At 67.0% G+C, this 12,435-nt stretch carries 12 protein-coding genes and 1 pseudogene; 6 read left to right on the forward strand and 7 right to left on the reverse strand.

The genetic code is table 11. The annotated features are described in order from the left end of the window. The 4 genes and pseudogenes from AC04L7_RS05600 to AC04L7_RS05615 form a co-directional block, all read right to left on the reverse strand. Positions 1-683: FAD-dependent oxidoreductase (locus AC04L7_RS05600; RefSeq protein ID WP_475512660.1), on the reverse strand; the 683-nt coding region annotated here is incomplete at its 3' end. Next, the gene (locus tag AC04L7_RS05605; RefSeq protein WP_435997462.1) at positions 680-1,930 is read right to left on the reverse strand and encodes an NAD(P)/FAD-dependent oxidoreductase; all 1,251 of its coding nucleotides are present in this window, start codon (positions 1,928-1,930) and stop codon (positions 680-682) included. The genes AC04L7_RS05600 and AC04L7_RS05605, both read right to left, overlap by 4 nt. A 19-nt stretch (positions 1,931-1,949) precedes the next feature. Continuing rightward, positions 1,950-2,964 (reverse strand): annotated as a pseudogene (locus AC04L7_RS05610) (DUF418 domain-containing protein). Between the two features lie 109 nt (positions 2,965-3,073). Next, positions 3,074-3,553 (reverse strand): FKBP-type peptidyl-prolyl cis-trans isomerase, encoded by a 480-nt coding sequence (locus AC04L7_RS05615; RefSeq protein WP_435997458.1) that lies wholly within the window; start codon positions 3,551-3,553, stop codon positions 3,074-3,076. An 83-nt stretch (positions 3,554-3,636) separates the two neighbouring features. Here AC04L7_RS05615 and AC04L7_RS05620 point away from each other — a divergent pair, with 83 nt between their 5' ends. From AC04L7_RS05620 to AC04L7_RS05630, 3 genes are all read left to right on the forward strand, one after another. After that, positions 3,637-4,194: a C40 family peptidase gene (locus AC04L7_RS05620; RefSeq protein ID WP_435997456.1), complete on the forward strand. Its 558-nt coding sequence runs from the start codon at positions 3,637-3,639 to the stop codon at positions 4,192-4,194. Between the two features lie 119 nt (positions 4,195-4,313). Next, positions 4,314-5,096, forward strand: a complete 783-nt coding sequence (locus tag AC04L7_RS05625; RefSeq protein WP_435997454.1) for a C40 family peptidase — start codon at positions 4,314-4,316, stop codon at positions 5,094-5,096. A 169-nt stretch (positions 5,097-5,265) separates the two neighbouring features. Then, a complete protein-coding gene (locus AC04L7_RS05630; RefSeq protein WP_296282498.1) occupies positions 5,266-6,135 on the forward strand; it encodes a bile acid:sodium symporter family protein in 870 nt (289 codons plus the stop codon). Here the strand turns inward: AC04L7_RS05630 and AC04L7_RS05635 are convergent. Beyond that, the gene (locus tag AC04L7_RS05635; RefSeq protein ID WP_435997452.1) at positions 6,132-6,569 is read right to left on the reverse strand and encodes a GNAT family N-acetyltransferase; all 438 of its coding nucleotides are present in this window, start codon (positions 6,567-6,569) and stop codon (positions 6,132-6,134) included. The two genes, AC04L7_RS05630 and AC04L7_RS05635, sit on opposite strands and share 4 nt — an antisense overlap. Then, positions 6,566-7,843, reverse strand: a complete 1,278-nt coding sequence (locus tag AC04L7_RS05640) for a dicarboxylate/amino acid:cation symporter (protein ID WP_296282501.1) — start codon at positions 7,841-7,843, stop codon at positions 6,566-6,568. The genes AC04L7_RS05635 and AC04L7_RS05640 overlap by 4 nt, the downstream gene beginning before the upstream one ends. A gap of 175 nt (positions 7,844-8,018) precedes the next feature. Here AC04L7_RS05640 and AC04L7_RS05645 point away from each other — a divergent pair, with 175 nt between their 5' ends. Next, positions 8,019-9,680 carry an alkaline phosphatase family protein gene (locus tag AC04L7_RS05645; RefSeq protein WP_435997449.1) on the forward strand — a complete coding sequence of 554 codons (1,662 nt, stop codon included), beginning with the start codon at positions 8,019-8,021 and terminating at the stop codon, positions 9,678-9,680. A gap of 213 nt (positions 9,681-9,893) precedes the next feature. Here the strand turns inward: AC04L7_RS05645 and AC04L7_RS05650 are convergent, their stop codons facing one another. Continuing rightward, a complete protein-coding gene (locus AC04L7_RS05650; protein ID WP_435997447.1) occupies positions 9,894-10,310 on the reverse strand; it encodes a CopD family protein in 417 nt (138 codons plus the stop codon). A gap of 99 nt (positions 10,311-10,409) precedes the next feature. On the opposite strand from AC04L7_RS05650, the gene AC04L7_RS05655 reads away from it, so the two are divergent. Beyond that, positions 10,410-11,018: a class I SAM-dependent DNA methyltransferase gene (locus tag AC04L7_RS05655; protein WP_296282511.1), complete on the forward strand. Its 609-nt coding sequence runs from the start codon at positions 10,410-10,412 to the stop codon at positions 11,016-11,018. An 81-nt stretch (positions 11,019-11,099) separates the two neighbouring features. Continuing rightward, positions 11,100-12,347, forward strand: a complete 1,248-nt coding sequence (locus AC04L7_RS05660; protein WP_435997445.1) for a polyhydroxyalkanoate depolymerase — start codon at positions 11,100-11,102, stop codon at positions 12,345-12,347. The last annotated feature ends 88 nt before the right edge of the window (positions 12,348-12,435 follow it).

Consider the following 12,435-nt stretch of genomic DNA (forward strand, 5'->3'; position numbering starts at 1 on the left):
AACTGCAGCCGCACGCCGTGCTGGCGCATGTCCGCCGCCAGTTCGTCGCTGACCTGCGCATCGAAACCGTCGAGCAGCCGCGGCCCGCGCACGAACACCTCCACCTGGCTGCCCAGCGCCTGCAGCACGCCCGCCAGTTCGACCGCCACGTAACCGCCGCCGATGATCGCCACGCGCGGTGGCGCGGCGCACAGGTTGAAGAAATCATCGGACACCTTGCCCAGCTCGGCCCCCGGGATATCCGGGCGGACGGGATGGCCGCCGGTCGCGATCAGCAGATGCTTTGCACTGAGTGCCACGCCATCGGCATTGACCACGGTGTGGGCGTCCAGCAAGCGACCGCGGCAGGGCATCAGCACGATGCCACTCTCGTCGAGCCGCTTCATGTAACTGGCATGGATGCCGGCGATGTAGCGCTGGCGATGGACGATGAATTCCCTCCAGTCCAGCGTCGGCGGCGCCGTATCGAAGCCAAGCGACGCCGCCATCGCGATGCGCTGCGACAACTCGGCGGCCAGCCACATCGCCTTCTTCGGTACGCAACCCACGTTCACGCAAGTGCCGCCCAGCGCGTTCGGTTCCAGCAGCGCCACCTTCGCGCCGTACGCGGCAGCGCGGAACGCACCCGCGAGTCCGCCGGAACCGCCACCGATCACGATCAGGTCGAACGCCTGCGGCTTCATGCGAATCGCTCCGGTCGGTACGGCGAAGGGTCGAACGCCGGCGTGCGGCCGGTCATCAGGTCGGCCATCAGCTGGCCGGTGGAACTGCTCATGCTGATCCCGAGCATGCCGTGGCCGGCGGCGATCCAGACATGCTCATGGCCCGGCGCCCGCCCCAGCAGCGGCAGGTCGTCCCAGGTCATCGGCCGCCATCCGCACCAGCGCTCCTGCACCTCGGGGCCCACAGGCTCGCGCAGGAACTCGCGCGCACCGCGCTCCAGYGCCGCCAGCCGCATCGCGTTGAGCGTGTCGTCGTGGCCGGAGAATTCCATCGTGCTGCCCAGCCGGTAGCCGCTTTCCCAGACGGTCACGCAGACCGAGCGGTCCTTGAGCAACATCGGGTGGCGCGGTACGCGCGAGGGGCGCGAATAGGTGATCGAGTATCCCTTGCCGGGCTGGATCGGCGCCCTCACTCCCAGCGTGCGCGCAAATGCGGGGGTCCACGCACCCAGCGCGATCACCGCGTCCCGCCCTTCTCGCGTGCCCTGCGATGTCGTCAGACGCACGTCGCCCGCGGCCCGCTCCAGCCGCTCCACCCGGCAATGCGCCTCGATGCGGCCGCCCCGCTCGCGCACCACGCGTGCCAGTTCGGCCACGTAGCGGTCGGGACGCAGGCGTGCATCGCCGGGGAAGCGGATCGCACCGGCGACGCCCGGCAGCATCGCGGGCTCTTCGCGCTCGTAGGTGGTGCCGTCGAACACCTGCGTGGCGATGCCGAATTCCGCCAGCACCGCCGCCTCGTCGACGTAATGCTGGAACCGGCGGTGGTCGCGGAAGACGTAATCGAGCCCCTCTTCCTCGAACTCGCAAGCCAGGCCGTAGCGCGGTACCCAGTCCGCCAACCGCGTGCGCGCATCGTTGAGCAACGCGGAGCGCGCGTGCGTGCTCGCCCGCCAGTCGCGCACGTTGCAGCGCGCAGCGAAGCGCAGCAGCCAGTGCCACAGCGCCGGATCGACGCGCGGCTTGAGGTAGAGCGGCGCATCGGGCGTGAACATCCAGCGCAGCGCCTGCGCGACCACGCCGGGTGCGGCCAGGGGTGGCGCGTGACTGGGGGTGATGGTGCCGCAATTGCCGTGCGAGGCGCCGCTGCCGACGGTGGCGGCATCGAGGATGCGCACGCTGCGCCCGGCTTCCAGCAACGCGAGGCCCGTCGCCAGGCCGATGGCGCCACCGCCGATGATGAGGACGTCGTCGTGGGGGGATTTCACCGCCACAGTCTAGTCGCAATCATCCCTGGCGTAGACGCATGGGCTGGGGCTTCAGGTACGTCATCGACCGCCACAGCCATTCCATCGGACCGAAGCGGAACCGCGACAGCCACAGGCGGCTCAGCAGCACCTGCAGGCCGAACAGCACCAGCGCGAACACCGGTTGCCAGGCACGCGGGAGTTGCTCGAAATAGCCCAGCCCATAGCCATAGAAGCATCGCCAGCACGCCGATCGGCAGCGCGACCCAGCGCAGCGCCCGGTACAGGCGCGGGAACTCGTGCGGCCGGGCGATGGCGCCACTGCGCACGAACCACGCGCCCAGCAGGAACATGCCGAACACCACGAAGCCGAACATGGTGATGTTGCTCAGGGCCATGCCCGTACTCTTCAGTCGCTGCCAGGTGGCCTCGGCATAGCTGCCGCTGCCGTAGGCGGCCCGCTCGTTCTCGATCAGCACCTGCATCTGCTTGCCGATCTCGCCCATGGCCTTGTCCCAGCCCTCGGTGCCGCCGAGCAGCGATCCCATGCCCCCCATCAGGTACATGAAGCCGATGGGCACGACATAGATGAGCACGCCCAGCCAGACCAGCCAGCGCGCGGGCAGTGGCCGGAAAGCGAGCAGCAGGAACGAGCACAGCGCGTACATCATCAGGATGTCGCCCGCCCAGATGAAGATCGCATGGACCGCGCCGAAGGCCAGCAGCACCAGGCCGCGACGCCAGTACACCCCGGCGAACGGTCGGCCGGAGCGTTCGGCGCGCTGCGACATCACCGCGAAGCCCATGCCGAACAGCAGCGAGAACAGCGTGTAGAACTTGCCCTGCACCAGCACGTAGACCAGCAGGTCGACGGTCCGGTCCATGCCCGTGAGCGCGGGATCGAGCCCTGTCCCCGCCGCCATCACCGGCCCCACGAAACCTTCCAGGTTCATCAGCAGGATGCCCAGCAGCGCGAACCCGCGCAGCACATCCATCGCGTCGATGCGTTCGGCCACCGCGATCGGTGCCAGGTTGTCCGTCGTCTGCGCCGTCATTCCCTTCCCCTGTTCGATGGCGGATTAGACCATGCCATCCGTGGATGGCCTTCGTGCCAAAAGAAACGGCCCGCATTCGCGGGCCGTTCCGGACACTGCCGCGGGGCGCTCAGTGGTGGTGTCCACCGTCGCCATGCACGTGGCCGTGTTCGACCTCTTCCGCGCTGGCTTCGCGCACTTCCACGATCTCCACGTCGAAGTGGAGGTCCTTGCCGGCCATCGGATGGTTGAGGTCCACGTCCACCACGCTCATACCGACCTTCTGGATGGTCACCGCGCGAGGGCCGAAGTTGGTCTGCAGCACCACCTGCTGGCCGGGGATCAGGCGCTGGTTGCCGAAGTGCTTCTTCGGTACGCGCTGGGTCAGGCCGTCGCGGCGCTCGCCGTACGCATCGGCTGCGGCGACGTCGACGCCGAAGCTCTCGCCCGCCTCGCGGTCCTGCATCGCGTTCTCCAGACCGGGAATGATGTTGCCATGGCCGATCAGGATCGCCAGCGGCTCGCGGTCCTTAGAGGTTTCGATCGGCTCCTGGCCGGCTTCGGACACGGTGTAATGGAAACGGACGACGCTGTCTTTTGCGATTTTCATGCGGGACTCTGGACGGGGCCTGCCGTCGGGCAGGACGGACGCGGCTTGTCGGCCGCAAGGGAATGCGGCGAAGATGCGCCGCGATGAAGGCCCGACATTATCCCGGCTTGCCCACGCCCGCGCCACTTCGGCCGTGGGTCCTGGCCCTCTTCTGCGCCGGCCTGTGCGGGCTGGCCGGGTGCGGCGGCTCCAAGCCGCAGGCACGCAAGCCCCCACCGCCGCCCAGTCAGCGGGCATGGCCCGTGGTGCAGGCCGACGACCCGGCCGCCGCCACGTCGGTACTCATGCGGGCCATCGGACTGGTGGGAACGCCTTACCGCTACGGCGGCAACACGCCGGAATCGGGCTTCGACTGCAGCGGCCTGGTCACCTATGTGTACCGCGACATGCTCGACCTGCGCCTGCCGCGCACCTCGCGCGAGCTCGCGCAGGTGCAGGGCCCCAGGATCGAACCGGGTCGCCTGGCGCCGGCCGACCTCGTGTTCTTCGGCAGCCGCGGCAGCGTGACCCATGTGGGCATCTATGTCGGCGAGGGCCGGTTCGTACACGCCCCCAGCACCGGCGGTACCGTCCGGCTCGATCACCTGGATGGGCCTTACTGGCGCGACCATTACAGCGGCGCGAAACGCGTGCTTCGTTAGGATTCGGTCAACTCTGTGACGCGCGACGTTCACGATTAACGAATAAATAACGATTTATGAACCAAATCAGGCCGATCAGCCGGCATTATCGCCCCTGACTTGTTAAATCCCTACCGCGCGTGACGACCGACGACGACCTGCCAACAGGCCAGCCTGCCGCCACCCACCGCCTGCCGCGGAGGGTTTCCCGACTTCTTCTCAGCCTTGGCCTCTGTGCCATGGCGTCTGCCGTACAAGCACAGACTGCACCCGCGGATGTCGACGGCGCGTCAAGCCCTGCCTCCGCGGACGTCGTGCTGGCCGCCCCCGCGCCGGCCAGCAAGCCCGTCATGGCGAGCGTGAAGGAAAAGGCTGCCGAAGCCGCGACCGCCACGCTGTCCGCCCTGCTTCCCCGCCTTGCCGCCAGCGACACCTTGCCGCTGGTCGAYCGTTCCGCGATGGTCGCCGGCGACATCAGCAAGCTGCTGGCCGCCTACGACCTGAGCAAGGAAGGCGTGGTGTCGCAGGAACAGCAGGGCGGCAAGGTCAACGCCGTGCTGCAGCGCGCGCTGGCGCTGATGGGAACGCCCTACCGGTGGGGCGGCACCTCGCCCGACAGCGGCTTCGACTGCAGCGGGCTGGTCGGTTACGTCTTCCGTACCGCGCTGGGCATCGAACTGCCGCGCGTTTCCCGCGACATGGCCTCCAAGGCCGATGCCGAACTGGTCGCCGCGCGCGAAGAGCTGCGTCAGGGCGACCTGGTGTTCTTCGGCCTGAAGGGTCGTATCAACCACGTCGGCATCTACGTGGGCGAAGGCCGCTTCCTGCACTCGCCGAGCAGCGGCAAGGACGTGCGCGTGGACAGCCTGATCACCGGCTACTGGGCCAACCGCTACCTGAGCGGCCGCCGCGTCGCGATGTAAGCGCCGCCGATTCGCGACACAACGAAGGCCGCCACGCGCGGCCTTCTTCTTTTGAGCGCGTCGTTGCAACGCGGCTTGCACCGCAGTGCCGATTGCCGCCATCCTCCCGCAGGCGCGGCCACCCTGCGCATGCCACCTGTTTCTTCGCGCCGAAGGGGAGTCGTACGCGATGCAGGCTTCACTGCTGACCAACCTGCTGCTGCCACTGGCCTTGGGCATCATCATGCTCGGGCTGGGATTGGGACTGACGCTGGACGATTTCCGCCGGGTCGCACGCTATCCGCGCGCGGTGCTGATCGGGCTCGCGCTGCAGACCCTCCTCCTGCCCTGGGTGGCCTTCGGCCTGGCGCTGGGATTCGGCCTRCCAGCCGAACTCGCCGTGGGCCTGATGCTGCTGGCCGCCTCACCCGGCGGCGCCACGGCCAATATCTACAGCCACCTGGCGCGCGGCGACGTGGCACTGAACATCACCCTGACCGCGATCAACAGCCTGCTCTGCCTGCTGACGCTGCCGGTGATCCTCAACCTGTCGCTGGAATACTTCCTCGGCGCGGGCCAGTACGTACCGCCCCCGACCAAGAAAGTGGTGGAAGTCGCGGCGATCATCCTGCTGCCCGTCGGCATCGGCATGCTGCTGCGCGCGAAACTGCCGGGCTTCGCAGCACGCGCGGAGAAACCCATACGGCTGCTGTCGGTCCTCGTGCTCGCGTTGCTGGTGGTCGCGGCGGTCGTGCAGGCACGCGAAACGCTGGCCACCTACTTCGCCATCGTCGGCCTGGCCTGCTTGCTGTTCAACCTGGCCAGCATGGGCGCCGGCTATGTGGCGCCGCTGGCGCTACGCCTGCCGAAGAAGCAGGCCATCGCCATCGCGATGGAAATCGGCATCCACAATGGCACGCTGGCGATCTTCATCGCGCTCAACGTGCTGGAGAAGCCGACGATCTCCGTGCCCGCCGCAGTCTACAGCCTGCTGATGTTCGTCACGGCGGCGGTGTTCGCCTGGTGGGTGTCGCGCAGCGCGCGTGAGGCCAACGTTTAGCTGTCGGTAGCGGAACCGCGCGCCACATACGCCATGCTGATCGATGCGGGCGCCGTGTCGGCGAACCCGAACTGCGCATAGAGGTGCCTGGCCTCACCATCCGCGACCAGCATGACGTAGGCCGACGCCGGTGCGTTCGCGCGCAGCCAAGCATCCAGCGCGGCCATGATGCGCTTGCCCAATCCCTGCCCCTGGTGGTCACGTCGCACGGCGATGTCCGCGACGACGAACACGGTGCCGCCGTCGCCGACCACCCGCCCCATGCCGATCACGTCACCGGCTTTCACCAGGCTGACGCCGTACAGCGTGTTCGCAAGCCCGCGTTCGGCGGCTTCCCGCGACTTCGGCGACAGGCCCGTCTCGATGCGGAGCCGCCGGTAGGTCGTCGCATCGGGAAACGACTTGAGCAGTTCGATCGTCCCAGCGTCGCTCATGGCGTTGGCGCTGCGTCGTCCGCGAGGCCGACGTTCGTCGACGCCGATTCGTAGACCTCCCTGTCCAGCAGACCGGTTTCCTTCGCCACCAGCACCGGCACCAGCATCTGGCCGGTGACGTTGGTCATCGTGCGCATCATGTCGAGGATGCGGTCGATCGCCACCAGCAGGCCGATGCCCTCCAGCGGCAGGCCCGCCGCGCTCAGCACCAGGGTCACCATCACCGTCGCCGTCCCCGGTACGCCGGCCGTGCCGAAGCTGCCCAGCACGGACGCCAGCAGGATCACGAAGTACTGGTTGACCGACAGGTCCAGCCCGAAATACTGCGCCACGAAGATAGAGGTCAGCGCGGGATAGATCGCGCCGCAGCCGTCCATCTTGATGCTGGCGCCGAGCGGCACGGCGAACGCGGCGTAATCCTTGTCGACGCCGAGGTTGTGGGTGACGCTGCGCAACGCGACCGGCATCGACGCGAAGCTGGACGAACTGACGAACGCCACCTGCATGCCCGGCGCGGCGCCACGGAAGAACTTCCACGGGTTCAGGCCATGCGCGAGCAGCAGGCTGCCGTACACCACCACGATGTGGAGCGCGCAGGCGACATACAGCGCACCAATGTAGCTGCCCAGCGGCAGCAGCTTCTCGAAACCGTACGTGCCCACCAGCGAACCGATCAGGCCGAAGGTGCCGATCGGCGTCATCTCCAGCACGAAGCGCGTCACCTGCACCATCGTGTCGCTGGCCTCGCCCGCGAGCTTGCGCAGGCCCGCGCTGCGTTCGCCGAGCTTCACGAGTGCGAAGCCGAGCAATCCCGCGAAGAAGATTACCTGCAGGATCTTGCCTTCGGTCAACGCCTTGAACGGATTGGCTGGCACGATGTCGAGCAGCACCTGCACCGGCGTGGGCACTTCGCGCACCTGGTAGTCCGGCGCCATCATCAGCCCGCTGATGCCCTTTCCGGGTTGCACGATCCAGCCCACCGCCAGGCCCACGCAGACGGCCATCGCGGCGGTGATGGCGAACCACAGAAACGTGCGTCCGCCGAGTGCGGCGACCGATTTCTGTCCATGCAGGCTGGACACTGCATTGATCACCGCAAAGAACACCAGCGGTACCGCGATCATCTTGATCAGCGTGACGTACAGATCACCCAGCGGCTTCAGCCAGATGCCTGCCGCCGGCCCCATCAGCCAGCCCGCAAGCGCGCCCAGCGCGAAGCCGGCCACGACGCGCTGCCAGAACGGGATCTTCAACCAGGCCGAGACCAGCTTCATCCAGACGACTCACGTAGGCGGACGCGACACCTTAGCCCAAGGCCCCGCATGCGGCGAGCCTGCGCGCGGAATGCCGGGTGTCATGAACAGGACACTGCCCGAACGGCATAATGACGCGTCCGTCATTCCCCGGTTCGCCATGCCCCCTCGCTCTTCCGTGTCGCCGCTCGCCGGCATGACCCTGCTCGTCGCACTGGCCGGCTGCGCCAGCACGCCGCCCGCACCGACCCAATCTTCGATTCACGTCAACGTCCCCGTGGTCGCGCACCCCAAGGGCGAGACACCGCAGTGGTGGTATCGGAATGGTGCGGCGAAAGCGGCGGCAAACGGTGCCATGCAGGGACGCGCGAAGAACGTCATCGTCTTCCTCGGCGACGGCATGAGCCTGACCACCGTGGCCGCGGCGCGCATCTTCGAAGGCCAGCGCAAGGGCATGCCGGGCGAAGAAAACCTGCTGAGCTGGGAACGCTTCCCGCACACCGCTTTCAGCAAGACCTACAACACCGATTCGCAGACGCCCGATTCCGCCGGCACGATGACCGCCGTCGCCACCGGCGTGAAATCGCATATGGGCGCCATCGGTGTCTCCGCCGGCCATAAAGGCGAGTGCACGCCCGATGGCAGCAAGGACCTGCTCAGTTGGCTGACCCTGGCCGACAGCGCCGGGCTGGCCACCGGCATCGTCACCACCGCGCGCATCACGCATGCGACGCCCGCCGCGACGTACGCGCACGTGTCGCATCGTGACTGGGAAAACGATACCGACCTGCCGCCCGACGCCATCGAAGCGGGCTGCAAGGACATCGCCCAGCAACTGCTGTCCGCCGCTCGCTTCGGACATGGCCCCACCGTGGCATTGGGCGGTGGTCGCGGTGAATTCCTGCCTATCGATGTGCGCGATCCCGAAGAGGACGACAAGGTCGGCCAGCGTCTGGACGGCCGCAATCTGGTGGACGAATGGAAGCAGGCGCATCCGCAGGGTGCGTACGTCACCAACACGCAGCAGCTGGAGGCCGCAATCGATGCGCCACAACTGCTGGGACTGTTCGAATACGACCACATGCAGTTCGAGCATGACCGCCGCAAGGATGCGCAGGGCGAGCCTTCGCTGGCCGAGCTGACCCGCACGGCGATCCGCACGCTGTCGCGCAAGCCCGAGGGTTTCGTGCTGCTGGTGGAAGGCGCACGCATCGACCACGCCAACCACTACGGCAACGCCTACCGCGCGCTCGATGAAACGGTCGCGATGTCCGATGCCGTGCAGGCCGCGCTCGAAGCGACCTCGCCCGACGACACGCTGATCCTGGTCACCGCCGACCACTCGCACACGCTCAATTTCGTCGGCTATCCCGTGCGCGGCAATCCCATCCTCGGCAAGGTGCGTGGCCAAGGTGGCGAAGACGATACGCCGGGCGACCTCGCGCGCGACCAGACCGGGCAGACGTTCACCACGCTGACCTACGCCAACGGTCCGGGCTACACCGGCGCCAGCAACCGCCAGCCCGCAGGCCCGAAGAAATTCCTGCATGCGCCCAGCAGCGTCGAACCGTCGGAGGGCCGCCCCGACCTGAGCCATGTCGACACCGAGCATCCGGACTACTTGCAGGAAGCCTTGGTGCCGCTGAAGTCGGAATCACACGGCGGCGAAGATGTCGGCATCTGGGCCATCGGCCCCGGCAGCGACGCCGTACGCGGCACCGTCGAACAGAACACGATCTACCACGTCATCGTGCAGGCCACGCCGGCGTTGCGCGCGCGCCTGTGCGCTGCAGGCACATGCGATGCGAACGGGGTGCCCGTCGAGCTGCCGAAGCCGGCGGATTTCCAGAAGAAGTAACTCCGCGGGATCAGCAACGTTGCTGTAGGAGCGGACCATGCCCACGATGCTTTTCCGCGGGGAAACCTAAAAGCATCGCGCCCTTAGGGCGCTCCTACATAGAGCGGGGAGACTGACTCAGCTAGTGCCTTGGCCGAAGCGGCCGAAGAAGACACGACACATCTGGCGCCGGATCGCAGTGCACCTGGATTCCGCCGCCTGAAAGACCGCTCGTCAGAACGGCTTCGCCAACACCAGCCACACGATCGCGATCAAGGCGAACAACGGCAGTTCGTTGAACCATTTCAGTGCCGTCGGCGATGGCAACGACTTTCCCTTTGCCACGCCCTTCAACCAGCGACCGGTGACGATGAAGTGCGCCAGCACCAGCGCGACCAACGTCAGCTTGGCGTGCAACCAGCCGCCGCTGATGCCGAAGTAAAACCACAGCACGCCACCGAGGATCACCGCGATGCCGAACATGCTGTGGCCGAAGCCGTACAGGCGGCGCCCCATCAGCAGCAGGCGCACCTGCACGTCGGGCTGCCCGGTCGTCTCGGCCAGGTTGACCAGGATGCGCGGCAGGTAGAACACGGTCGCCATCCAGGCGATCACGAAGACGAGGTGGAAGGTCTTGACCCACAGATACATGCGGCTGGCTCCGTCTGGCTGCGCGGGATGGCGTGCGGCGCATAGGATAGCGCGCCGCATCGCGTAAGCTTCCCGCCTTTCCGCACGCCGGGCACGCGCATGACCAAGCAGTACGACGCCGACTACTTCCAGCGCTGGTATCGCGACGGCGACATCGGGGGCGCACCGCGGCTTGCGCGCAAGGTGGCGCTGGCGGTGGCGGTGGCTGAATACCACCTGGAACGACCGATCCGCACGGTGCTGGACATCGGTTGCGGCGAAGGCGCGTGGCGTGCGCCACTGCTGAAGCTGCGGCCGAAACTGCAGTACCTGGGCTTCGACGGCAGCGAGTACGCCGTCCGCCGCTTCGGTCGCACGCGCAATCTGCACTACGCACGCTTCGAAGAGTTCGAATACCTGCGCCCATGCGAACCCGTCGATCTGCTGGTCTGCTCGGACGTGCTGCATTACGTGCCGACCCGCGAACTCAAGCGCGGGCTACGGGGCCTGGCGGAGTTGAGCGGCGGCGTGGCCTTCCTGGAGACGTTCGCGAAGGAGGACGCGTTCGAAGGCGACCATGACGGCTTCCAGCCGCGCAGGGCGGCGTGGTACCGGCAGGCCTTCCATGGCGAGGGGTTCCAGTCCATCGGAAACCATTGCTGGCTGGGCCCGCGACTAGCGGGCGACGTGGCGGTACTGGAGGCCGCGGATTTCCGGCCGATAACCTGAACAGGCCGCGCGCGGCGGCACCCGGCTTTGGGGTATGCTGCGACGCAGCACCGTGCACCAAAAGCGGGAATCCGGACAGCCATGACCTTGTACCAACTGCACGAACTCGGACGCGCATGGATGGCGCCACTGGCCTACATGGCCGAAGCCAATGCAAGGATGTTCTCGACACCGACCAGCTGGCTCTCCAATGTGCCGGGCGCCGAGCGCATCGCCGCCGGCAACGAACTCGTCCACCGCATCGGCAAGGATTACGAAAAGCCGGCGTGGGACATCCGCGAAGTCGAGGCGCACGGTCGCACCGTGCCCGTGGTGGAGCTGGAAGCGCTGAAGAAGCCCTTCTGCCGCCTGCTGCGGTTCAAACGCTACACCGACGATGCGGCCACCATCGCCGAGCTGAAGGACGACCCCACGGTCCTGGTGGTCGCGCCGCTGTCCGGGCACCACGCCACCCTGCTGCGCGATACCGTGCACACGCTGCTGCGCAACCACAAGGTTTACGTGACCGACTGGGTCGACGCGCGCATGGTCCCCGAATCGGAGGGCGCTTTCAGCCTCGATGACTACGTTGCCTACGTGGAGGAGTTCATCCGCCATATCGGCGCGGAGAAGCTGCACGTCATCAGCGTCTGCCAGCCGACGGTACCGGTGCTTGCTGCGGTTTCGCTGATGGCCGCGCGTGGCGAGCCCACGCCGCGTTCGCTGGTGATGATGGGTGGGCCGATCGATGCGCGCCGCAGTCCGACCGAAGTGAACAGYCTGGCGACGCGCAATCCGCTGTCGTGGTTCGAGAACAACGTCATCCATACCGTGCCGATGCCTTACCCGGGCGAAGGCCGCCGCGTGTATCCCGGGTTCCTGCAGCATGCCGGCTTCCTCGCGATGAACCCCAGCCGGCACTTCATGTCGCACTGGGACTTCTATGCCGACCTGGTGAAGGGCGACCTGCAGGACGCAGAATCGCACCGCAAGTTCTACGACGAATACAACGCCGTGCTCGACATGCCGGCCGAGTATTACCTGGACACCATCCGCACCGTGTTCCAGGAATTCCTGCTGCCGCGCGGCGAGTGGACGGTCAATGGCGAACTCGTGAAGCCGGCCGCCATCAGGAAGACCGCACTGATGAGCATCGAGGGAGAACTCGACGACATCTCCGGCCAGGGCCAGACCGCTGCCGCGCACGACCTGTGCACCGGCATCGCGAAAGCGCACCACAAGCACCTGACCGTCGAAGGCGCCGGCCACTACGGCATCTTCAGCGGCCGTCGCTGGCGCGAGAAGGTCTATCCGCAGGTGCGCGATTTCATCGCCAAGTACGCCGGTTGATCCGACCCGGGGTGGCGGGACGCCAATCGCGACACTGTCGAACGACCGGCGCCTCCAGGCTCAGCAAGAAGGCCGCCCTCACGGGCGG

The organism is Pseudoxanthomonas sp. LjRoot204_2 (assembly GCF_056175765.1).